The 25637-nt window shown below is 42.2% G+C and carries 16 protein-coding genes; 15 read left to right on the top strand and 1 reads right to left on the bottom strand.

The genetic code is table 11. The features are described 5' to 3' along the window. Positions 1–406: 406 nt before the first annotated feature. The 11 genes from ACYVEA_RS28860 (at position 407) to ACYVEA_RS28810 (ending at position 19889) form a co-directional block, all read left to right on the top strand. A complete protein-coding gene (locus ACYVEA_RS28860; protein ID WP_461116887.1) occupies positions 407–685 on the top strand; it encodes a helix-turn-helix domain-containing protein in 279 nt (92 codons plus the stop codon). 195 nt (positions 686–880) lie between these two features. Beyond that, a complete protein-coding gene (locus ACYVEA_RS28855; RefSeq protein ID WP_461116886.1) occupies positions 881–1441 on the top strand; it encodes a hypothetical protein in 561 nt (186 codons plus the stop codon). Between the two features lies 1 nt (position 1442). Next, positions 1443–3461, top strand: a complete 2019-nt coding sequence (locus ACYVEA_RS28850) for a ParB N-terminal domain-containing protein (protein WP_461116885.1) — start codon at positions 1443–1445, stop codon at positions 3459–3461. 725 nt (positions 3462–4186) lie between these two features. After that, positions 4187–5131: a DUF4007 family protein gene (locus ACYVEA_RS28845; protein WP_461116884.1), complete on the top strand. Its 945-nt coding sequence runs from the start codon at positions 4187–4189 to the stop codon at positions 5129–5131. After that, positions 5112–8339 (top strand): hypothetical protein, encoded by a 3228-nt coding sequence (locus ACYVEA_RS28840; RefSeq protein WP_461116883.1) that lies wholly within the window; start codon positions 5112–5114, stop codon positions 8337–8339. Before ACYVEA_RS28845 ends, ACYVEA_RS28840 begins: the two co-directional genes overlap by 20 nt. After that, complete coding sequence (locus tag ACYVEA_RS28835; protein ID WP_461116882.1) at positions 8336–9457, top strand: phosphoadenosine phosphosulfate reductase domain-containing protein; 1122 nt, start codon at positions 8336–8338, stop codon at positions 9455–9457. Before ACYVEA_RS28840 ends, ACYVEA_RS28835 begins: the two co-directional genes overlap by 4 nt. Positions 9458–9466: 9 nt before the next feature. Further along, positions 9467–10243 carry a DUF4007 family protein gene (locus ACYVEA_RS28830; RefSeq protein ID WP_461116881.1) on the top strand — a complete coding sequence of 259 codons (777 nt, stop codon included), beginning with the start codon at positions 9467–9469 and terminating at the stop codon, positions 10241–10243. A gap of 425 nt (positions 10244–10668) precedes the next feature. Beyond that, a complete protein-coding gene (locus ACYVEA_RS28825) occupies positions 10669–15360 on the top strand; it encodes a hypothetical protein (protein WP_461116880.1) in 4692 nt (1563 codons plus the stop codon). Further along, entirely contained in the window at positions 15357–17687 is a 2331-nt protein-coding gene (locus ACYVEA_RS28820) for a hypothetical protein (RefSeq protein WP_461116879.1), read from the top strand. Before ACYVEA_RS28825 ends, ACYVEA_RS28820 begins: the two co-directional genes overlap by 4 nt. Positions 17688–17690: 3 nt before the next feature. Then, on the top strand, positions 17691–19181 hold the full coding sequence (gene brxL, locus ACYVEA_RS28815; protein ID WP_461116878.1) for a BREX system Lon protease-like protein BrxL: 1491 nt from the start codon (positions 17691–17693) through the stop codon (positions 19179–19181). A gap of 297 nt (positions 19182–19478) precedes the next feature. Continuing rightward, positions 19479–19889, top strand: a complete 411-nt coding sequence (locus tag ACYVEA_RS28810; protein ID WP_461116877.1) for an EthD family reductase — start codon at positions 19479–19481, stop codon at positions 19887–19889. A gap of 72 nt (positions 19890–19961) precedes the next feature. On the opposite strand, the gene ACYVEA_RS28805 is transcribed toward ACYVEA_RS28810, so the two are convergent. Next, positions 19962–20792, bottom strand: coding sequence for a helix-turn-helix transcriptional regulator (locus ACYVEA_RS28805; protein WP_461116876.1), 831 nt, complete (start codon positions 20790–20792; stop codon positions 19962–19964). A gap of 246 nt (positions 20793–21038) precedes the next feature. Here ACYVEA_RS28805 and ACYVEA_RS28800 point away from each other — a divergent pair, with 246 nt between their 5' ends. From ACYVEA_RS28800 to ACYVEA_RS28785, 4 genes are all read left to right on the top strand, one after another. After that, positions 21039–22391, top strand: a complete 1353-nt coding sequence (locus ACYVEA_RS28800) for an ATP-dependent DNA helicase (RefSeq protein ID WP_461116875.1) — start codon at positions 21039–21041, stop codon at positions 22389–22391. A gap of 260 nt (positions 22392–22651) precedes the next feature. Continuing rightward, positions 22652–23926, top strand: coding sequence for a reverse transcriptase domain-containing protein (locus ACYVEA_RS28795; RefSeq protein WP_461116874.1), 1275 nt, complete (start codon positions 22652–22654; stop codon positions 23924–23926). Then, a complete protein-coding gene (locus ACYVEA_RS28790) occupies positions 23886–24983 on the top strand; it encodes a hypothetical protein (RefSeq protein ID WP_461116873.1) in 1098 nt (365 codons plus the stop codon). The genes ACYVEA_RS28795 and ACYVEA_RS28790 overlap by 41 nt, the downstream gene beginning before the upstream one ends. Further along, positions 24980–25636, top strand: a complete 657-nt coding sequence (locus ACYVEA_RS28785) for a hypothetical protein (RefSeq protein ID WP_461116872.1) — start codon at positions 24980–24982, stop codon at positions 25634–25636. The genes ACYVEA_RS28790 and ACYVEA_RS28785 overlap by 4 nt, the downstream gene beginning before the upstream one ends. The last annotated feature ends 1 nt before the right edge of the window (position 25637 follow it).

Genomic DNA, 25637 nt, shown 5'->3' with positions numbered 1-25637 from the left:
CTAGAGAAATCAAAGCCGAAACCCATAATTAAGACTGGCAGGCTGTCAGCTAAAGCGACGTTCTAACGATCTGACAAAGCTTTTATATTATGACGACACACTTCAGATGAATAATTCCTCAGAGGTGGATTTAGTACACACTGTACTCGCTACTTGGGCTGATTAAATTTAATATGAATTTAAAAGACGATTGACTTAGTCGCTTCGATGATTCTCTATATATTGTATCTTAAGAAGTCACTCATCAAACTGCTTTTCTGCGCTTGATGGCTCATTCAGTAGCTTTGGAGTAAATTTGCTAACAGTATCCCGTTGAAAGAAGGGTTACTTCAGTCGCGATTAAATTGCTACTAGTGTATTGAACGGTTTGTGAGTAAGTATATTATATAAGTAACTTTGTCTTATAATGGCAACTTATAAACGAAGGGATTACGAGGCGCTTAGGCGGCGCTGTGTTGAATTAAGACAGGCCGGATGGCAACAAGAAGCTATTGCTAAGGTATTTGGATTAACTCAACCTTGGGTAAGTAATACCCTTAAAAAATATCAACAGCAAGGATACCAGTCCTTGCAAGAAGGTAAAAGAACAGGAACACCAACTCGTTTATCTACTCAGCAACTAGCTCAACTACTAATTGAACTTAACAAAGGTGATGAACTACATGGATTTAAACTAGCGATTTGAACTCGTTATCGAATTAATAAGGTTATCAGAAGGTTATTTAATACTAGCTACGATCATTCGCAAATAAGCCAAATACTAAAAAATAGGTTGGAGTAAGAGTCTACCACAAAGTAAAGTATCTAAATAAAATAACTTAATGGCTGAATAAATAAAAATATGAAGTATAATAGCTTTACATTTAATAAATTAGATTATTTGAAAAAAAATATTGATGACCCAATTGATGGAATTCCTTCATCTTATGGTATTTATCAGTGGGTATATTGGCCAGACTTTGATGCGAATCTAATAAAGACGAAAGATTTAATAGATATCCTTAAAGAATATTCGTTAAAGAACTTTTACATAGAAGAAGAAATCAGAGGATTATATAAATTCCATGCGAAAATATGGGAACAAGGTTTTCGAGATAACAATAATATGTTTGGGCTGAGTGATAAAAAAAACTCAGAACTTGAAACACACTTATTGAGTAGATCTAATATAATATCTTTTAATGATTTTTTTAAGGAAATTTGTTTTGTAAGACCATTTTACTTGGGAAAAGCAAATAATCTTCGTTCAAGACTGAGTCAACATTTTACTGCAAAAACTAATGTGATTCCTGAAATAATAAAAAGTGGTATTCCAGAACAGCATATTTGGGTAGGTTATAAGGAAGTTAAATATAATCCAACAGAAAGGGCAATTAATAACATATTTGAAGAAATATATTCAAGAAGGGTAAAACCTGGCTTAACCATAAAACCGGATTAATATGAATGAATTAGACAATTTCGACGAAATTGAGAATCAAGGATTTAAGCAACAAGGTATAAATCTATCAAACGTTTATTCCGTTCGCACTGGTGGTTTTGGCACAGATGAATTTATCAAAACTTACTTAGCTACTTTAAATGTTGCGGAGTTACAATCAGACGTATCATTGTACGAAACGTTGAGTCAAGATAAAGAATGGCCTGTAAGCCAAATTATCCAAAGAGAAGTTGATAAAAGCCGAATTAATGAAATAGCAAAAAAATATTTAGCAGCTCAAGGAAGAGATGTAAAATACTTCCCACCTATAATAGTGGCTTTATTGCCGAGGGAAATAGACGGTAGTTTTTCTAAAACATATAATTATCCTGCAGATCAAAGTGATTCAATTAAAGAATTAGTATTCGACAAATCTGCTTATAGTATTAATTTGAAATTTAAAGAATTACTTATTGCAAAAAAAAATGATAGCCTTGTCGACGGTCTTTATTTTTATAATACTTCACAAGTGTTTGAGCATAATATATTATGTTGGGATAAAGTCAAATTCTATGCTGTAGTTATAGATGGTCAGCATCGGTTGGAGGCTCTATTGAAAGCAAGAGAGGAAAATTCAGCATTTTACTCCGCTATTCAGGATGTCATCTTTCTTGATGTAAGTCGTTTAGTAAAAACAAAAAGTTCGTTAACGCCAGTTCAAGTATTAAGAACAGTTTTTATTGATATAAATACGAATGCGAAATCAGTAGGATTGGTTAGAAGAATATTGATGGACGACAAAGATTTAGCCTCTTTGTGTGTTCAATCTTTAGTAGAGTCAGTAAATAGAGATGGAACATCAAAAGAACCAGATTGTTTCATTCCTTCGGCATTAATCGATTGGCATGGTGATAGCTTAAAACATGAATTACCGCATTTAACAGGTCTATTGACATTACATCAAATTATAAGTGATGAGCTGGTTGGGAAGCGTCTAGTTACAATTGACGATCATAGAAATAAAAGTAAGATCACCAATTTTATTAATATTTTAAATAGTTACTTTTTTGTTGATAGTACAATAAAAAGCAAGAGTGAATTTAGTGAAGTAGTTCCTTTAGAAACTTCTTTCAACACTTATTTACAGCAAAAAGAAATTTCGAGAGAAGTATTTGCTCAAGAAATGAGCGAAGACGATTACAATGGCTTAGATAGTATTTTATTTACTTACGATTACAGAGTATTAGAAGTTGCTCAAGAAAATTTTGAAAATTTTTATTTAAAAGCTATTGTCCAAATATTTAAACAAGCAAAGCCTTATGCTGAAGTAATCGAAAAGTTATCAGAACTAAATGCTTTTGACGTTCAATCGAATTTGTATAAATCGTTGCTAGCTAATATAAAGAAACTTATTGTGAACTCTAATTTAAGGGATAAATATTTAGAGGTTAGAAGGATATTATTTGAAGAATTCAATCCAAAGTATTATTTGTTTTACACTGTGGTTGGTCAAAAAGGCGTTTTCAATCGTTTTTTTGAAACACTACTTAATAATTTAAAAATAGGAAGTACTGAATCAATGGTTATATCTACAAAAAATATCTATGTCGAAAATTTAAATGAAGTGCTGGACATTTTAGACTATGGAGATATTAACTTATTTGGAAAAGATGATTTTTTTATAGATACCGATTCTAAACTAGATGAATTTGGTACTGTTGCTTCGTCTTTTTGGGAAGGAATTTTGTTTGAAGATAAGCGAATTATCTACAATTCGCAAGGTGTGAGAGCTTTTGCTGATGTCTTAAGATTTCTAAGCGACGTCTATACAATAATTAAAAGTGGAGATGATATAAATGAATTTAACAAATTTGCTATTCGCTTTTCTACACAACGCACAAAAAGATTGCTAAGTAAACGTTTCAGTATCTATACCGACGTAGAATTGGAACAAATAGCTTCGACAATTTTATTAAATAAAAAAACCTATTTGATTGAAGTGTTTAGAACTGCTTTTACTAATTATGAATCCTCCAAATGAATAACTTCAATATGAATTAACCAATGATGCATATTTTATGTAATAGAATTAAATAGAAATCTTATGTTTAGAACAATTTTGCTAGTTATATTTATTGTTGAATGCGATTTCCTTGATTGCGTTAAACATTATATAACTGTGAATTAAAAGCGGTAGGACTAAAGCGGAGTGTTGCCGGAATTAATTACTATCTTTTAACATTGACTATGATTTTAAATTGAATTCCTTAAACAGGTTGGCTTGATACATTTTAATAATAAGACAATATTGAAATAAATCAAGCCAACAGCTCAAATATAGTTTCCTGAGCCATTTCAAGAATATTTAGTAGGTTCTCCTCTATTCTTTCTTTCAACATTAATTATGTAATCAGAAATGTTTGAAATTTATAAATCAGTTGCGTGAGCACATTCGATTTTACATATAGATATCGTAAGTTGTTGATCCGTGAGTAAGTATTAGAATACAAATTGCGACTAAGTTCAAAAAGTGACATACCAGCATCAATTTCGATGATGTGTTTTATAAATAAGCTTTAGTTTAGAGTTCTTCTTGCCTATGCAATTTTATCCACAAAGGCTTGTGTGCCAATATGCATCGCTTTATTGCTTTACCTGTGAAGTAGGTTAGGGTTAGTAGAAAATCAAATAAGACTAAGGAATTAAGCACTTTTATGTTAGATTTACTCTTTTACTTTTAAGCTTAACTGGTCCTATTGGTTACTAATGATAGCACAAACAGCTATACCTCAATCACATAAATTCACTTTTAGTGGACACGATAGCTTTCAATGCCGGTTGTTGTGGCTAAAAAAAGGGTATGACTACTTGATGGAGAATCGAGTATTCACCGCTGAAGATTCTCCTGTAATCCTTGGCGTGGGTAATAATATGGTAAGAGCCATCAAACATTGGTTACGGGCCTTCGGAATGCTCGATGAAATAACCGACAAGCCTACCAAACTCGCGCACCTTCTTTTCGGGGGTCAAGACGAGTTACCTCCTTTTGACCCCTTTCTTGAAGATAATGCTACTTTGTGGCTACTTCATTATCAGTTAGTCCGGACCCGATTTGCATCTACCTACTGGATAATCTTCAATGAGTTTAGAAAGCGTAAAATTGAATTTACTAAGGAAGATTATGAACGGTTCGTTGAGCAAAAAGGGCGGGAAGAAGGCTTTGCCATAAGCCCAAAAAGTATCAGTGATGACTTCGGTGTATTTCTAAAAATGTACTATCGTAGCACAGATGGTAAGGGAGCGAAATCTAAAGATCGGGAAGATAGCTTTTCAGGCATCTTAACAGAGCTGAATTTGGTGCACTCTTTTCCCCGCAAGACAGAGGATGGGAGAGGAGAGATCCCAGTGTACGTTATTACTCCATTAGATCGAGACGATATACCAGCTGATTGGATTCTTTACTGCCTTCTAGACTCACCCAGCATCGGCCTTTCTGTGAGTTTGGACACATTAGAAAATGACCCTGACATGCCATGTGCTATTTTCGCGATGAACCGCTCGGGTCTACGACGAAAGATTGAACAGTTGGTAAGCCAGTATGACTTTATCACATATAATGACCAAGCAGGTGTACGTGAACTCCAGTTCCGTGAGAAACCAGTTGATAAGTACAAAATTTTAAGAGATTATTATGTCCCAGCTCTTATTTAGCCCTTCGGTAAACATCGATAGGGATGCCAACCGGGCATTAAATTATATCCCAACGGATAATACTCGGCGCATTGTTTCGCAATTGCTGGCCGATTATCATAATGGTGTTCGTGCTTTTACGCTTATTGGCTCATACGGAACGGGAAAAAGTGCTTTCCTGTGGGCTTTCGAGCAAAATATAAATGAGAACAAGCCTTATTTTAGGGATAAGCTATTCGGTGCTGGTCCTACCGAGGTCGTTCGCTTCATAGGTGAATACCAGTCGCTTGCCAACATTATGGCCGAGCGATATGGCTTGGAACCAGGAGCTGGTAGTTCTACCATCCTAGCTGCACTTTACTACCAACATCAGGAGAGCTTGAAGAATGGTCGTCTTATTATTTTGATTGACGAGTTTGGTAAGTTTCTGGAGCATGCAGCAGCTCATGATCCCAACTCAGCTGTTTATTTCTTACAGAGTCTTGCCGAGTTTGCAGCTAATCCGAGTCACAATATATTACTCATTACAACGGTACATCAAAATTTTGATGCTTATGCCTTTGGACTGAGTGGACCACAACGGCAAGAATGGAATAAAGTCAAGGGTCGTTTCCAAGAGATCACTTTTAATGAGCCAATTGAGCAGTTGCTTCGCTTAGCCGCTACCTACTTAAACGTCGACAAGCGCGATGCTTACCAAGAAGAAGCAGTACTACAGACAGTCCTCATTTTCAATGACACGCGAGCGTTTGACCTTAAGCCCGCATATGCGGAAGAAGTTGCTACAAGCCTTTTTCCGCTTGATTTGTTAGCCGCTAATGTACTGACTTTGTGTTTACAACGTTACGGTCAGAACGAGCGCAGTTTATTTTCCTTCCTGGAAGCATCAGACCACACAAGTTTAAAACAGTTTCGACGTGATCGACCTGCTGCATTCTATCACATCGGGCAAGTATACGACTACTTATTTTTCAATTTCTATTCGTATCTCCAATCAAAATTTAACCCAGACTATGCCGCTTGGTCAGCAATCCGCAACGGCTTGGACGAAATTGAGCGAATATTTTCAGAAGACATTGAAGCCTACCGGAATCTGCTCAAGACTATTGGCTTGCTGAACATCACCGCAGCTCAGGGTAGCAACTTGAGTGAGACTTTCTTAATACGCTATGCTAAGACTACGCTGGGTATTGTGAATGCCGCAGATCTGATTGAAGCTCTGAAGAAACACAAAATCATTCTATACCGGGCACATGCCAAACGCTTTATTCCAAACAATGGAACTACTTTAGATGTCGAAGCAGCCTTAATAGAAGTTGAGCAGAAGATTGCTAAAAGTGACGCAGTTGCAGCTCTCTTGCAGCGTTACGACGACCTGCCACCTGTTTTGGCCAAAGCATATACCTACGAATTTGGAACCCCGCGCCAATTTAAGTTTGTCATTACGGATGAGCTGCGGGCTGATTATCCAATAGGTGAAGTGGATGGCTTGATTTACCTGATTTTTAATGAAAACCTGTCGGCCGAAACGGTCCGGGTGCATTCAGCTGCACACTCCGACCAAGCGCTGATTTTCGTACATTACGAAAACACACGTGACATTATTGACTTACTCTACGAACTGCAAAAGCTGGAGCAGGTAAAAGTCGACAACACAGATGACAAAATAGCTCTACGCCTACTAGATGAAAATATTGAAGCGGCACGTAAAACTCTCAACCATTTTATTCTCGGCAATCTTTTTATTGGTTCGACGCACCTTACTTGGCTGTGGCAAGGTGAAAGGCAGGCTATTCATTCACAACGGCTTTTCAACCAACTGTTATCTAGAGTTTGTCAGGACATCTACCCGAGCGCCCCAATTTTCAAGAATGAACTGGTAAACCGTCATATTATCTCGAGTTCAATTTTTACAGCTCGTCGCCAGTATTTTAAAGCGCTAGTAACAAACTGGGATAAGCCTGACCTAGGGTTTGAAAAGAGTAAGTTTCCCCCTGAAAAGACCATTTACCTAACCTTGCTCAAAGCCAACGGTATCTCTACCAGCTTTGGCAGTCGTAACGAGCAACACCCTGATCCCAACCGTTTTCAACAGCTGTGGAAAGTTTCGGAGCAATTTTTGCAGAGCGCAAAGGAGCGTCGCAGAGCTATTTCGGGCTTATATGAAAAGCTGGCTGCGTCACCCTTTAAACTTAAACAGGGGTTTCTTGATTTCTGGATACCTACTTTCCTCTTCTTGAAGCGGGACGACTATGCCCTATTTGGGGATAAAGGATATATTCCCCAGCTATCTGATGAGACCCTTGACCTGGTTATAAAATACCCATCTGACTATGAGGTAAAAACATTTGACATTGAAGGAGTCAAGTTAGACCTTCTTAATAGCTACCGAACATTTCTTCAACAACAGGACCGATTATTTGTTGATAACCAGACATTTGTTGAGACAATCCGACCTTTTTTGTCCTTTCATCGCCAACTACCTGCCTACGCCAAAAACACCCAGCGCCTTGAGAAGGAAGTGCTTGCCTTAAGGACCGCAATTGTTACCTCAGTAGACCCTGAAAAAACTTTTTTTGAAGACTTTCCTTCTGCATTAGGATACAGTTTAAATATTCTTCTCAGCTCGCAGGAGTCATTATCAGAATACATTCATAAAATTGAGAATGCAATTCGTAGTATCCGTCATGCGTATCCCGAGTTACTGACTCGTTTCGAAGGCTTCATTCAGGAAGAGGTTGTAGGTCAACCTCTTCCCTTTTCGGAGTACAAGGCAGTTTTGCAAAAACGCTTCAGGAAGTTGAGTCAGCCGATGCTCATGCCAAACCAGCGAGTTTTCGTGCAGCGATTAAATTCGTCTAGTGCCGACCGTGATGCTTGGCTCAGTGCTATGGCGCAAGCTGTTATAGGTAAGTCATTAGATGTTATCAGCGATGAAGATGAAATGGTGCTGTATGATAAGTTTCAGCGGATGTTACTTGACTTGGATAGCCTAACTAGCTTGTCGGCCACCAACATCGATCCTAGTTTAGAATCTGTCGTTGGTATCGAATTAAATGCTTTTGGTGCCGGAGCCCAAAAGGCAGTTATCAGATTGCCCAAAGACAAGGAGAATATTGTAAAGAAGGATACCGACATGTTGATGAAACGACTAGGTTCCCTAAAACATGATAAGCAATTGAACTTAGCTATCGTGGCAAACCTGCTTAATGAACTACTACTATCATGAGTCAGAAAGTTAGACACGTATTAGGTATATCTGGAGGCAAGGACAGTGCTGCCCTAGCCATCTATATGAAGGATAACTATCCTGAGATAGATATTGAGTATTACACCGCAGATACTGGTGAGGAGCTTCAAGAAACGTATGACTTGATTACGCGATTGGAAGGCTACTTAGGTAAGCCCATTATCAGATTGACCCACTCGAAAGACACCGAGAATCACCAATTGGGCCCTTTTGAATTGCTTTACAAAAGCAAATTTAAGTACTTACCTTCCACTCAATCCCGCTGGTGTACCGAAAACTTAAAATTACGTCCGTTTGAGACATTCATAGGTAATGACCCAGTTGTTTCTTATGTCGGTATACGGGGGGACGAACAGCGTGAAGGTTATATCTCTAAAAAGAGTAACATTCAGTCAATTTTTCCCTTTCGGAAAAATATTTGGAGTGAAGATGTTATAACCAAAGTGTTAGCTAATTCTAACATCAAGCCACTTATGAGCATGATAGAGGCTGGGCTAGTCATAGTTGATGATGAATTTCGTCAAATTATTGGTGAACCTCTATCACTGCGGTTTTCGGCGAAGAAAAAGTTAGACCTCCTACTAAATGCAGATACAGAAGCATTTAACCGACTGGTTTTTAGTTACATAAAAACAACTAACTATCCACTTTCTCAGGTAGATGACTTTCCAGTGATTGCTGATACAAAGGTGTTGGTTAAGGATGACATCTTCGCATTGCTGAAAACAAGTGGCGTTGGTATTCCAAAGTATTATGAAGAGCGTGAATTTGAGGTAGATGGCGAGAAAGGAACGTATTCGAGAAGCCGGTCTGGTTGCTACTTCTGCTTTTTTCAACAAAAAATCGAGTGGGTCTGGCTCTATGAGCAACATCCGGAGCTTTTTGAAAAGGCAAGAAAGTATGAGAAAGAAGGCTACACGTGGAGCGAACGGGAATCACTAGCTGAACTAATGAAGCCTGAACGAATTGAGCAAATAAAAAGAGAGTACATTCAAAAACAGAAAAAACGGGTTGAGAAATTAGCTAACAGTTCGCCCTTCCTTATGGATAAGCTTCTAGATGATGAACCAGAGGGCTGTGCTGCCTGCTTTATATAGTAGCCTTCTATGCAAACACTTCACGAATACCAAGGCTTCGGAGTAGTTCTTAGGGAAATCACGCAAGTTTTCAACCTTTTGGGAGTTGAAAAACAAGTGTTAATCAATGAAACCGGCTTTGGTGATAATAAAGTAAGGGGCCTGATTGACTATCTTAAAGACTTCAACTTAGCGAGCACTACAAAAGAGCTAACAAAGCTTGGAGAATTAATTAGGAAGGCAGATAAGCGCTTGGTTGAGGATTTTTCCAAATGGCTCTGCTTATACCACTGGTCCGCTCGAGACCATAACCCTGTCCTTTTTTACCTACTGAATTGTACTGATAACGTCGTAAGCTTGACTGGTTTTCAAGAAGCTTTTAAGCTTTGGGCCTCAGCGAACGACATTCAGACAAATTACAGAAAGCCTTACGTTAACGGACTTATTAATAAGACTTTCAAAGCACTTACCGATACGGATGCGTTTGAGAAGCTGCGCATGATTTTCATCAATAACGATAGGATAGAGCGTCTAGACCCTTACGGCGTTCATCCACTGCTACTAGCTTATATCTTGTATGATAATCGGCGCGGCAGACAGTCCATCACAATTACCGAGTTGCTAGAGGAGCCTGGCAACATAGGAAAGTTCTTTGGCTATAACGCAAACAGCATAGAAAACCGGCTAAACGACTTAGCCCATCTTGGACTGGTGAAGCGCGTACAAGTAGCCAATCTAAACATGGTGGAACTTCCCTTCAATGGTTCTCCACTAGCACTTGTCGAGAAGTATTATGCAGAGAATTGAAGAATTGTTAGCCACCGTATATCGGGCGCGGAAACGAACTGGAGCAGTACTAGCTAGTAGCCATTTTGAGGACGTAATAAACCAAAGTAGGCAAGCTGGCTTTGTGCCAGTCGACGGTTCAGCAAAGCATAGCGGTAGACTGATTCTTACTGATGACCTATTAATAGAGCGGGTAAGGATGTTGGCTGAAGGTGCTCCCTGCCTCTTTCTGAATCTTGAACTTTATGTTGCACCAAGGTTGAACAATCCCGGGTTTCTAAAGCAGCTTGTACAAAAACTGGTTGTGTTGGAGCCCAAGCACCCAATTGTATTTTTGCTTTACTCAGCACGGGTTTTCTCCATATTCAACGCGGTGTATGGACAAGTGCTGCCTCAACCACAGCATACCCTCAATTTAGCCGATACTAAGTCCTTTGTATGATACTATGAGTACGCTGAGCAGCTTAATTCAACTCTCAACAGCTTTTTCAGCCGAGATTGACTTATCAAACGATTTCCGATACAACCTCACTGCCCCCGACCAAAAGATTGAAGGCTACCTGCCCAATCGCAGTTCGCGGCGCGTAATGAAAGCTATATTAGATACAGTTTCAACAAATACTGACCATAAGCTTCATCTTATTCAGGCATCGTATGGCACGGGTAAGTCATATTTGATGCTGATGATGGCCCATCTGCTCGGCAATAACAGTCCGGAGGCTCTTGCCCCCTTCTTGCAAAAAATCTCTGACAAGGAGTCTCAGATAAAGGATGGACTGAGTACGAAATTGGAAGCGCTGACTCAGCGCGACGACCGATTTTTGGTTGTTATCCCGAACTATGGTGAAAGTGATTTCCGACAAGCACTAATGAAGGGGTTGATTACTGCTCTTGACAAGCAAGGTCTGATTTTCCGCCCCCCAACCATGTACCAACGAGCAGCTGAAGTTTTAGAAGGTTGGAAAGCAACTAATCCCACAGCCTACCAGCACTTTGAAGAAAAACTGAGGGGGATTAAAATAGAAGACTTTGTTGGGTTGCTTCGTGATTTGGACCCAGATTCTTATCTCACTTTCAAAACCTTCTTTCGTACTATAGTAGGTAATTCGTTTGATGAGTCAGATGTAGCGGATGCTTATAAAGTGTACGAGGAAACTGCGAAAAACATTGCATCTCAAGGTTACCGTGGCATTGTTGTATTGTATGATGAATTCGGCGACATGCTCGGTCGATTGATTAACGCTGACGAAGGGTCTGGCCTGCCGATCCAGAAGTTTATTGAGAGCGTTAAGCGAGCTGGTAGTCAGGGAGTAAACATTTTATTCATAGCTGCAACTCATCAAGACCCATATGCCTTACTAGAAGACAAGAAAAAGAATCTGGAAAAAACATCTGGAAGATTCGACCCACACTCGCTTGGGGCGACGAAAGACACATTGGACGGAACAGGTGATGACGTTGAGATTACTGATGCCACTGAAATCATGGGAACGGTCTTCATTCGTTCGAAGGAGACAAAGCCAAAGTTGGACGAATTATTAAATTCTGACGACTATGCTAGCAACGCTGTTGACTTAGTAAGCAAGCAGAATCTTTACGGCAAGCAAACGGCTCAATGGATAAGCCATAACGTGGTCGAGAACCTGTTCCCACTTCATCCTCTGACCGCCCGACTTCTCCCCAAGTTCTCGAACGAATACGCCCAGAATACGCGAACAATGTTCAACTTTCTTAGTCCTAGCCAACTAGAAGTAGGGGGGTTACAACATTTTCTTAATACTCAGCCACTCACGGATAACAACGGCCGTCCAACGTTGTTCACACCTGACCGGCTACTCGATTTTTTCGAGACGAATCTAATAAATGCTAAATTTGGGCAAATCCGTAACTCGCTCGATGATTACAAGACTGCACTTGCTAACGTAACAGGAGAAGTCGATGCTGAGCGCCTATTTCGCAACGTGCTTCTATTAAAGGTTGTACGTGACAATCACCTCGCTCCACGCCGGGACCTATTGCTTTGGGCACAAAACTGGCCTGCCTCGCGTAATGCTGAGTTTGATGGACTCCTAAACAGCTTAGCTGATAAAGGTTGGTTAGAACATAACCGTACCACCGACACCTACGACTTTCCTTCGGCTGGTACTTTATCTGTTGACAGTGTGCTGAAGGAAGAAGAAGCTAAATTAGCAGGCTTGAAGCTACCTAAGTGCTTGGACGTTTGGAAAAGTCTTGAACCTTGCCCTGCTTTGGTTTCAGACGAGCAAAATGACCGTTATGGTGCGCAACGGCGCTATGAAGTGGTACAAATCTCCCAGGCTTCAGACGCTAAGGAAAAGCTGGAAAAGCTGGCTGATTTTTATAGCGGTAAAAATGAAAATTGGCCAGCAACTGGCTATATTTTCCACATAGTGAGTGAAAAACCAGAGGTTCAGGAGCAAATGGCGAACTATATACTTGCCAATAAATCCATGCAGCCATATGTATTTTATGCTCAACCGCAAGACCCTTTCTTGTTTAGCGAACTACAAAAGAAAACCTTAAAGTACTTGGCATTAGAGGCTGCCTTGCTGCGTGAAGAAATTGCCTTTAACCCGGCCCGAAAAGATAAGGTAACAGACCAGTTTCGCCTCACCGAAAGAGAGTTACGCAGCTTAATCACTGGCACATTTGAGCCAAATAACTGGTTGTGGCATTACGCTACAGAGGCTACTCCGCAGCCCTTTAGTAATGCCCGTGGGTTCTACAAATGGTTTGAGCAAAAAGTAGAGGAGCGGTTTTCTCAGGTTCCTACAGTTAAGGATGCTGCGCTATGGTTTGTGAAGCGGACCCAACAAGCAAAGGACCGAGATGCAGCATTCGCCAACATCTATAGCAGTCCAACTGGGCGAATTCCACTCGATACTCCAGGCAATGCTGCTCATGACCGCATAGTAGAACACTTCTTCTATAAACTCACTTTAACCAAGCAAACCGCACGTGAAAAGAGTGTTCAATACGGAGAAATTAAATCGCCGGAGGCCAATACGCCGGAGGCCGCCATTTTTAAACACTTTGATAAAGTACTTAAAGGAAAGGAAGTTGGGGTTTCGGGACAGGAGCTATTTAGTCCCTTATTGCAAGCTCCGTATGGATTGTCAGAACATCTTATTAAGTTCTTCTTTGGCTGTTATGACCGGTTTCATTCGCTTCAAATAACCATCTATAAAGGTGCGCTGGTAAAGGAAAAGGACGCTGAACTTTTCAAAGACTTATTTAAGAAGCCGGCTGATTACCGCATTCGGCGGGTGGACATGTCGCCGAAAGAAGAGGGATACTTACGCGAGCTTCGCGACTTGTTTGGCAAGAGTTCAGCTACTTCATTCGCAGAAGTTGCCCGTCAATTCCAAGGTATTGTTGCTCCTATGACGTCTTTGCAAAAAGCACTGATTACCCGCAAAGGTGGAGAAGTCAACGCATTTTTTGAAACTATTGCCGCCCTACAGCAAAACATTCCCGAGCTAGAGGCCCGAATGCTTTTCTTGGAAACACTGCCTAACAGCCTGCTGGGTATTACATCACAACAAGCTTTTGAAGATGACCCTGCGAACCGCCCCAAGCTGCTTAAGAAGTTACGAGAGTTCAAGCAATTTCCAATTGATGCGGACAAACTGTTTCGGCAAGAAACGTTAGAAACAATGTCCAAAACAGTCTTTGGAAAAAAGAACGTTGGTACGGATGATATCCAGTTGATCACCAAAGAATGGTTTTCTGGTTTAACGACAGCCCAGCGGATGGCTACCTATTCCGACCCATACATAGCTAAATGGATTAGACTCATCCAGAATGGGCCGGTAGGAAAAGATATTCTATCTTATTACACTTCTGAACTGACAACAAAGCCACTGCACACTTGGGAAGGCAACCTCTACCTTTGTCAGTCAGAATACGTCAAAGAATTTCAGGGTTACAAGAAAACTGTCGAGGAGTTCACCCTCGACCCTTTGAAGGTGCTGCAATATATAGCACGTGAGGTCTTCGAAGTTTTGCCTAGTAAGTGCCCCACCGAAATCGACTTTGCCAACCTTTTCAAGGACTGGTGGATTGGATTAGGCCAACTCAAACAGAACCACCCCTTCGAAGACCCTGCAGCAAAGTGGTTGTTAGAAAATATTGACTCTACTGCGCCAACAGCTACCCTATACCTCGATAATATTCCGCGGCGCTGGATAGAAAAAAACCCCTTACTTAGCTCCCTTCCAACTAATTGGAAGGAGTGGACCGATACTCAGATTGCTGCGGTGGCCGCCGAGTACCGGCGCTGCTATGGACTCATTAATGCCTGGCAGCCACTGTTAGCTGAGACGGATTTTTTTTCTGAGATAGGGCAATTGTTTGGTCTGAAAGAAACTAATACAGTTCAAGTACTCAGAGAAGGAATTTTTACGCAGTGGTATAGTAATTTACCCGCTCGTACTCGGGAGGCTGATTGGGCTAACAAAACTTCTGATGAGGCGCTATTAATTAATCAGCTGTCATCAGGCGAAAGCCTATATAATTTACTAACCCAAACCCTACCTCAACGATGGGGGCTGCCGGGTTTAAAAGACATAAACGTTCAAGAGTTACCCGGGTTACTAGCCAAGATTGGAAGCTTAAAGACAAGAATCGACAGCTACAGTCGCCCTTTGCTTGAATTGGTATCAGCCCTAGACAAAAAAGGTAAATATAAGCACGAAGCTGATTACAAAAGCGCACTTTACGATGACTTACTACGTCAAGAAGCTTATACTGTTAAGGCAGATGCGGATGCTACGTTACTTACGGATCCCCTAACTCGATTAATGTTGCATGCAGTAAGAACAAAATCCGACTTGGGAAAGCTGGTTGAGGAAGTGGCCATCTACCTACAGTTACCCCCAAACCATCACCTTTGGGATAAGGACCAGCAGAGGGTGTTTGTGAGCAGCTGGAATAAAGCTATTGCTACTATTCAAGCTTGGACCTTCCCTGAAGACCGAAAATTAGCCGAGGCACGAGAGGAGTTGAGTGCTTTTGTTCGGAATTTTTGCGAAAAGAAGGATTTAAATCCTGGACAGCAACGCAAGTTGCTAAATGACCTACTTAACGAATTGACACCCGTAGCGCCGGTACAATGAGAATCTATATAGATCCTTTTGGCCTCCAACCAGTCTCTGGCGCTTTAGAAGTGACGGACGATGCTAGCTATGTAGCTGCCCGGCAACTTCTGCTTGCTTTCATCCGGAGTCCAAACCAACCGGGCCGCGATGTTGTCGTCCGTCATGAACCTTGGACTCAATGGTTTGATGACCTACCCACAACGCTGGCTACACATATCTTACCATTAGCACAGCTGCGAGACCGGTGGCCTAATGTTGCCTTTCCTTCAGACCTCACTGATAAAGCTGTACAGGAACTTGGGTTGCTTCTAAGTAATGATGTAGAACCTACTTTAATAGGTATCGCTAAGCACTTCTTTGGTGAATCATTTCATTCTGTAATCACTACTGAACCTGCTACTGTATATTCACTGGCACGTTTTGTAGCGCAGAAACCACCCTCATTAAATAAGGATTACCTTCGCAAGCTTTGGAGTCAATACTTAGATTCGTTGCCGCCTGCGCTTGAGCCACTTAAAGCAGCCGACGCTACCTTTGCCAGAATTTTGGCAGAAGGCATTTATTTGGGTGGTTTGCCTGAGTTAATCTCAGACTGGGAACATGAAAATGCTTTATTGCTTAAAAAGACTTACCAGGTATCTCTTTCTGACTTACAACAACTCAACCTATTAAGCTGGTCCATTCGACCGTTTAAAGCTACAGAAGCTGACCTTAAATTAGAGCAGAAAGTTATTCAGTTGGTCAGTGTTGAATTAAAGAAAGGCACGCCAATTCTGGATGTCCTGAAAGGACGCTACGTTGGTGAATTGCAGGCTTTGATTTCTACGGGAATCAGTCTAAATCCTGCAATCTTGCAAAGTATAGAATTTCGCTATGCGGATATTCTATCTAACGAAACTTACCTGCACGGACGGCTTCGGGCTCTCGTTATACCTGAGTTACTTGAACCTCCAACTTCGGCTGACCTCTCACAACTAGCTTTGCCGCAACAGCTGCGAATGTGGCAGGAATGGGCAACTACCAGCTTTATTCCTTACAAGTTCTGGCTTGACCTTATGAAACAGCCACCGGTCGAATTAGTTTACCAAGTTGAGGAATACGCTAATACGTATGGCGACTGGCTTTTTGCTCATTATGAAACGCTCATTGACGATGAGCGCATTTTAACAAGCAGCAACGTTCGCCAACGAGCCCAGCGGCTACTTTCCCCTACTAATAGCCGACTAATCTGGCTTATAGTCGATGGGCTACCTGATGCTTATACTTGGCATTTAACAGCTGCCTTGAAAAAGCATGGTCTGAACAAAGTCAAAGTAGAATATGCGCTAGCAACCTTGCCAACCATAACAGCCATAGGCATACCGGCGCTGCTTAACGGCCTTCGGCCTAATGCTTCTTCCTTTATCCCTGTAAATCGCAGAGAAGCGTTGGTGCAGGCATATCCTGATCATAGAGTTGTCTTTGCTAATCAGGTACGCGACTTTGCTGATACCCTTGCAGTTGATGCTGACCTATGTTGTCTGCATTGGCGGGAACTTGATTCGTATCAACATAAAGAAGACAGAGAAATAGAGGGAACACGGGCTGAGCACATCGGGCAAGAGCTTGATAAGCGCATTGGGTTACTAGCAATGGCTATGCGCCAAACTCCTGACCGTCGAACACGTCTCCTTATTTCCACGGATCATGGCGCAACCCGTTGCTTACGCAGTGAATCTGGTATCAGCAACAAAAAGATTAAGGATGCCACTGCTGAGCCGCATGAACGTTGTATTAAGCTGGTCGGCAAGTTGGCTGATGAGGAACTAGACGTTGAGGAAACCTACCACCTGACGAAGTCGATGACTCACAATCAGGACGACTGGGTAGCAGCCCGTGGCTACCGTTACTTTGGCCGCAATGACTCAGGCTATCGACATGGGGGGTTGACTCCTGAAGAAACCATCGTGCCGGTACTGATGGCTGAAGCAAGTGATGTGATGGTGAACGACCTTTTGGTAAGCTATTTTGGCACGAAGGACTTAGAATTGGGTAAAACGTTTAAGGAGGTACAGTTACGAATTCATAACCCTAATACTTTTGCCGTAGAGCTTCGGGGCTTATCAATTGCTCAAGACACCAAGAGTCAATTCAACCTCCCCAGCCAACTTGGATCGAACGGCAATGTAACATTCAAAGGTAGCCTTAAACTACCGTCCTCATTACGTCCACAAAACGGCTATGTTAATTTAAATGCTACCCTAGAATATGTTATTCTAGGTGAGAGCTATACAACACAAGCAACTTTCCCAGTTCCCATCCAGCAGTCCAACGAATTGGATGACTTCGATTTTGATTCTCTATAACGCATGAATGATTCACTTCGCCAAAAAGTAACTGACGTGTTTGAGTCAGCTAGCATCGATAAAAGCTTATACAGTGGCTCCGGCCTTAACGAGCAGAGCATACCAGTATTTGTGGGGGAATGGCTCATCGACCGCCAGCTAAAGGGGGGCGAATGGGATGAAGATGTCAAGCAACAGGTAATTGCGTTCGTACGCAAGTTTATGCCAAGTAAAGATGACGTTGAGGACCTCAAACAACGTTTGCGTAATGGAGATAATGTTTCGGTGCTGGAATACGTCAGTCCGCGTGTAGATTTAACTAAAGACCAAACTTTTTTAGAATCAGGCAGCCTCGGCAATCAAAAGGTTTTGGTGGAAGAGCACTTGCTTACTCGCTACCCACGCCTATTGAAGGGTGGGATGTGGGGGCTAGCCATCTATCAATACCGACGCCCAACTGACAAAGGTGGTGAAGTTTGGCTCAGTGAGTTCAAACCCTTGCAAGCATCCAAAATTGATGTTGATGAATATGTTGAAAAGCGACGGATGTTCAGCCTTGAAGAGTGGACCCAAGTATTAATTAATTCCCTCGGATATAATGCAGAAGGCGAAGGTGGTTATATAACAGAAACAACTCGCTCAGCTTTGCTTACGCGCTTAATTCCATTTGTTCAGCGTCGAGTAAACCTATTCGAGTTAGCTCCTAAAGGTACCGGGAAATCATTTTTATTCGGTCAGTTCTCTCGTTATTCTCGCCTGATTGAAGGAGGTGCTGTGTCTCCCGCAGTGCTTTTCTACAACGAGAACACAAAGGTACCTGGGCTGTTTACCCAGTTTGATATTGTTGTATTTGATGAGGCTCAATCTCTGTCTTTCAGCAGCCCAGATGAAACCGTAGCTAAACTTAAAGGTTATTTGGAACAAGGAAAGTATTCCAAGGGTAAATTTACAGTGGCCGCTGATGCTGGGGCAGTTTTCATTGCTAACGTGCAAATTGGCCACGATAAGATGCCGGTAAACTATAAGCATCTGTTTAGCGATCTACCAACAATATTACAAGAAACAGCACTTCTTGATCGCATTCATGGGCTGTTGCCTGGCTGGCACCTGCCTCGTATGGGAGTCGATGCTCTTTCCAAAGGGGTAGGCTTAAAGGCTGACTATCTAGGTGAAATCTTTCACGCAATGCGTTTTCGTATTGAGTATGATAAGTACGTAGAGGAACGTCAACACCTGATTGATTCTAAAGACTTTCGTGATGTTCGAGCCATTCTTAAATTATCTGCTGGCTTTTTGAAGCTTCTTTTTCCGGATTTATCCGTTGTTAGCGAGGAGGAGTTCGAAACTTACTGCCTCCTACCTGCCATACACCTACGTCAACGCTTACGAGAACAATTATTTTACATGGACCCAGAGTTTTCTAAACACGAAATTACCTTAAAGCGCGGGCCACTTTCGGCGATGACACATGAGGTGGTTTCTGTTGAAGATGGGTCAGAAGAGATGCCAATCTAGTATAAATAAATTAATTGGGTCTGTCATTTTTGCTTTGTAGTGTACTAAACGGGGTTGTTCTGCGGAATGTTACATAATTCGTCGTTTGACCTGGATGTGCAAAAAGTCCTCTCACTCAGGAGCAATTTGAGGGACAAATCACAGATAATCCATTATTCTGGCTCATACGATTATTTGTCTCCGACCAAGTAAGCAGTAGTAGAAAAAGAGAGAGTCTATTTTATATCACTGACCAACTTGGTTCAAAAACTTTTAACCCTAATTTCCGATTGACGACCTTAACCACCTAGAAGAAGTATGAAAAGCAAACTGATTCTAACATTTGTTCTTTTAAGCGTTAGTTTGGCTGGCTTTACTCAAGATAAGCCTAACACAGCTGTTACTGGTGAGAAAAGCTTAATTAAAGTGGTTATCATGTATCCCTATGCCGAAGGCAAAACCTTTGACATGGCCTACTATGAAACCAAGCACATGCCGATGGTCGCCAGCTTTTTAGGGACCAATTTGGTGAAGTATACCATTGACAAAGGGCTGGCCAACGGCGTGCCAAACCAACCCCTGCCGTTTATGGCGATTGGCACCTTTTATGTAAAGAGCCTAAATGCGTATCAAGCGGCTGTCGGCCCACATCGAGACGCCATCCGGGCCGATTTTGCCAACTACACCAACGTGAGTCCTATTATTTTAGTAAGTGAAGTGGTAAAATAAACTAGCATTTTTGAGACCTTTTGGGGGCCGGTTTGCATTATAACCCATCACAAACCTTGGTCCGATTAGGATTTAGTATTGCCTTAATGCCTCCAAAAGGTTTTCTTTGATCCGCTCGCGTAACAGTAAAGGAGCAACAACCAATACATCCTTACCAAACTCCAGTATCCGGGCTTCCAACTCGCGGTTTATTTCAACCAGAAGCCAGACCTCTAATCTGCCATCGGGTAACCGAGTTGATTTCTGCGTTGGGTGAATTTTCTTAGTTTCTACATACTTACTGCGTTCGGGACTGAAGTGTAACACTACAGAGACTGCTTCGTTGTCCGTTTTAGTCGTTCCAAGCAGGTTTTGGAAATAGGTTCGGCTGTTGAACGTTTTGGGGTAAACAAACTCCTCAGCAGTTTCTCGAAAACGCTTGATCCTGTCGAGGGGCAGGTTTTGCGGATTAGCCCGACCGTTCTCCCAAACAACAAGCACCCAACGGTTATTATACTGTTTCAGCAATAGCGGAAAGATATATCGAATCGTCGGCTCTTCTCCCTGAAACGTCTGATAAGTGATTCTCAGGAAGGCTTTCTTTTGGGTAGCTTGGTACAACCCAATTAGATGCTCACGGCCCACCAACTCCGCTTCGTCGAACTCAATTACTGGATTCTGATCAGCCGAAGTAAGTGTGATGCGCTGTTCGAGTCGTAGCAGCAAATCTTCCAGGCCAATAAACTCTTTTGACTTTGATAATTGCCGCAATAAAGCCAATGCCTCATTCAGACCACCTAAATATGAATCGTCTAAGCCCTCCAGGATAGAATACGGTTCCGAATAATAGTAGCCGTGATGCTTATTGGCCCGTTCGGGTAGAGGAGCCTGTAGTACCTCCCTCAGAAATTTGAGATCATTCATCGTGGTTCTCTTATCTACCTCAGGGTTTAGGCTAGGGTCAACCTCCCTGCATAGTTCACACAGCTCCTCAGCTGACCAGCCCCGGTGAGTCTTCCTCAGTACTTTATGAATTTCAAAAATGCGTTTTAGTCGTAGATCACTGACGGCCCCGTGTTTTTTCATCGATATCGCTACAATTTTTATCAAAGTAAATAAAACTGTAGTTGATCTGCCTAACCTTGCATCAGAAACAAACTGCAACAGGCTATGACGACAACTACCCCTACGATTTTTGACCTTCTCCCATTCGCTCCCACTACCGAGCAGGCTCAGTTTCTATTCGAGATCGAAGAGTTCATGGAATCCGATGAGGATTTCTTTATGCTGCGTGGTTCGGCGGGAACGGGAAAGACATCAATCGTCAAAGCGGTAGTTGACTACCTGGCCGAGCAGCAGATTACCTGCTTTTTGTCGGCACCTACTACGCGGGCGGCCCGGATCATTGGGCGTAAGACAGAACGCGAAGCCCGCACTCTGCACAGCCGGATTTACTTGATCGAACCGCTGGAAGACGGACGGGTGAAAACCTCACTGAAAATGAACGACGATACCCTGCCAACGCTCTACATCGTGGACGAATCCTCGATGATCTCTGACCGCGTTACCGATGAGGACAAGTTTATCGTAAGCCATGGCCTATTGCGTAACTTTATGCACTTCGTCAAAAACGGCAATAAGGGCAGCAAGGTGTTGTTTATTGGCGACGTGTATCAGTTACCGCCCATTGGCTACGAAGCGGGTCAAACTCCACCCGCTTTGTCTGATCGTTACCTCCGTGAGGAGTTCGGCCTGAGCGGGCGGGTAGTGGAATTAACCGACGTCAAACGCCAGGCCGAAGGCTCCAGCATTCTGCGCTCGGCTACCTCGCTGCGGGATGCCATGCGGTTTGGTCGTAGCTGGCAGATCGAGAGCAAACACTTCTGGAGCCTGGAAGGGGCCGTCGACGCATACCTGCGGGCCTTCAATCCGCGTCGGCTGGATTCGGTTGTCTACATCGCGCCTTACCACAAGTCCTTAACTCAGTTCAACAGAGCCGTGCGGCAGCGGCTGGGCCGGACTGACACATTAGCGGTCGGCGACATAATGGTGTTCCACCAAAATTTTGTTGGTGCTGGCTATATCGCGTACAACGGCGATTTCGGCACGGTAGTCGAACTGATTAGTGGAGCCGAACGCTTCGGTGGATTACATTTTCAGCAGGTTATGGTCGAACTGACTGACGAACAGGGCCAACCCCATCGCCTAGCAGGAAAGGTTTGTCTGGAATTCACGCAGGCCGAAAAACCCGAACTAATGCGGGAGCAGGAAAATACGCTCTATGCTGAAGTGATGCGCACCGACAAAGCCTTTCGGGAGAGTAAGTACAAGCAGAAACTCCTGAACCCGTACCTGGGAGCTATGCGCCTGCGCTACGGCTACGGCATTACCGGCCACAAAGCCCAAGGCAGCGAGTTCGACACGGTGCTGTTGAACAAGTGGACGCCCAACGGCAATCACAATCTGAACTTCCTCTACACCGGAGTGACGCGGGCAAGGAAGCGGTTGATTTGTTCGGCGTAGCAACGTTTGCAACTCTAATATCTATTTTTACACGTTCTTTTACATCCTGAACTGCCCGTCCCCAACGGTATTGATTTTCACACGAGCGTTTTGCCGTGCGGCTCAAGCGCAAGCTAAGGGCTTAATGTGTGTAGGTAAGGCTTATAAACTTACCTTTATTAATACACATCATTTATACTTCCTTGCCCCTATTCCTTAATAGGGTGACACGTTTACAGGAAGAATACCGGGTTTGGGCAGTTTAGGATTTTTTACAACCTATGCAATTAACACCAGAGCAAAAACAGAAGGTCAAGGATTTGTTTGATACTATGCAAACCAACGATGACTTATCGTTACTGGTGAATTACATCAAGTCCGTAATCTTTACAGAGGGAGATCGGGCTAAGTCAGGCAGGCAAAAGCCAATTAAGCTGCAAACGATTACATATTTTGCCAACACCAAACTCCCCCTAGCTCGGTATAAAGCCTTTATGATACCCAAAAAAAAAGGAGGAGAGCGAACGCTACATGCACCAGTAGGTGCGTTGAAGACAATTCAGCGGTGCTTGAATGTAGCTTTTCAGGTTATGGCTGAATCTTACGTCCATCATGCTGCCACTGGCTTTGTGTCGGGGAAAAGTATTGTTGACAACGCCCGCCCGCACGTTGGTAAGCCGTTTATCTACAACCTTGACCTGAAAGACTTCTTTCCGAGCATCGGCTTCGGGCGCGTAAAGGCCTGCCTAACCCTCCCTCCCTTTAACCTGACCGGTGAGAGGGAGCCGTTGGCGTTTATGATGGCAAACTTATGTTGTGAACCTAATATAAATGACCCTAAGCGCTCTTTTTTACCTCAGGGTGCGCCTACGTCGCCGGTTTTGACCAACGTAGTTTGTAAGCAACTTGATCGACGGCTTGCGGGCCTGGCGAAACGATTCCGACTAACATATACACGGTATGCAGATGATTTAACTTTCTCCTCTTACCGTAATGTGTACAACTCGAATGGAGAGTTTTATCGTGAACTTAACCGGATCATAACGGAGCAGGGTTTCACTATCAATCCCACCAAAACGCGCCTGCAACAAAACGGTTACAGACAGGAAGTGACTGGATTGATCGTAAATGAACGCATTAATGTATCACGCCAATACTGGCGTGAAATCAGGATGCTGTTGAACCTATGTAGCAAACAGGGAGAAACGAAGGCGCAGGATTGCTATTGGGCAAAGCATTGTCCTGACGCTCCCATGAAGAAGCGTCCCCTGCTCACCAACGTGCTGATGGGTAAACTACTCTACATGCGCATGGTACGCGGAGCAGACGACGAGTTGTACAAAAAGTATCAGAAACTATACGATGGCCTACCTAGTAGAGCAGACATGCCGAAAACGTTGCCTGATTCAGCAATGTCTGAACAGACATCGCTGAATCAGGCTGAAATGCTCGTGCTCATTATGGAACTTTACCAAAAAGGCGATATTGCACAGGCAACCCAACTAATGAATGATTATGAAGCACAATGGGGAACTGACGACAGAGGCGGCCCTTAAGATAAGATTGGAAAAGGCGATTCAAAGGCTGTCAGCGCAGGGCGGTGATACCGTCGAAGTTAGAGCATTGAAACTTGCACTTTCTGCCGGAACTGAACAAACTACGCTCGAAAATGGGCACAAGGAAACAAACCATAATCCTATAGCTGCGAAAAATATACTTGCCTCGTTCTCGAGTGATGAAAAGTTGAAATTTTTTACGCATCAATATGATTCAGCTGTGGGTGAGTTCAACTATGATGAATTTTTGGAAAGAGCTTGGAAAGCTTTCAATAAAGTAGTGTACAAGCAGAAAAATCAATTACATGAAAGTACATACAACCGACTTAATGGATTTGTAAAGGGAGAGTTTTTCTTTACCTACGAATATAAAATTGAAATGGCTTGGGGTAATACCTCATTAGCAGACTGGTGTAAAGCTAATCCGAATATTTATCCAGATAAATACCCCTTGCCACAAGAGACCAAGTTCCCGATAAAGAATAATCGTCTGATTAAATATCCTTTTTTTAGTGATGTAATCAAGCGGTTCAAATTTGATATTCAGCTAAGAACAGAAGATAGCTCGCAAACGCTTGACAGGATTATTAAAAATTTATTTAACGAAGCTGGCCTCACAACAGATTTTAAACTGAATATAAAAGATGCCGAGTTCGACTCGGTCGAGCTATTTATAGACACAGTTCAATTGAAATATGCGTTGAAACGATTATTTGGTTGGATATCTCTCCATAAAGATCGTTCCACACATATAAAAGTTACTTTAATCAGTAAAGATGATGTCTATGAATTAGACATCTCGCACATAAATTCTTATATATCTTGGGATGTTTATGCAGAAAAACGAAACGGATTACATGGGGACATAAATGAAGTACGTAAGATTTTACAGAGCATCTGCGATTGGCAGATGCATATCTCAACAAAGGACGGAAACAGATTTAAGTTTCCTTATCTGACACGTGACGTGCCAATTAATCGTGTAGTGCAACCAGTGGAACTTACTGACTGGATTGGAGAAAAAGACGTTACGTACAAATTAATTCTCTACAAATGATTTATCTCATCGAAGATCGCCCGGAGCGTCAACGCCAGCTTTTAAAGGATTACGTACTGCCACCAGATAAAATTACTGTCATTTCGGACATACGATTTGGCGATACTGCGGAAGAAATACACGATGAACTGCAAACAAGACTACCTGAACCGAAGGCGGTATTGTGTCATAGAGGTCACGTCGCTCTGAGTAGGAACGTAAAAAAAGTAACAGGACTTCAGAAGTATTACCAGGCAAGAAGGGTCTCTTTTGTTTATTTCAGTGGAGGAACTATCAATGCAAATTATGTCCATCTCAATGGGAGTCTTTATGCAAACGTAAATAGTAAAATTTTTTATGAAAATCTAAGAACATACATTGAAGGTATTAATGACATTCGAACTTTATGCTTTGGTCAAAAATTTTTGCTTAATGAATTCTTACTATTCACTAATGCTATTGCCTCCCATTTACATCAATTAGCACATGACAGTGTGTTGGATAGTGTAAATCAGAAGTACTTATTAGATTTCGTAAAAGATTATAAAAATAGAGCAGATGAACTTGCTGAAACATATGATAAAGTAGAGAGTCTGTTGGAAAAACAGACTCTAACAATAGGTCAGATTAAAGATCAGCTAAGAAAAGCCATTTTACGAGTCAACAATTTGTAAA

It is taken from the genome of Spirosoma jeollabukense (assembly GCF_054777855.1).
Note: the sequence above shows the minus strand (reverse complement) of the source record. Positions and strands in the feature narration are given on the sequence as shown.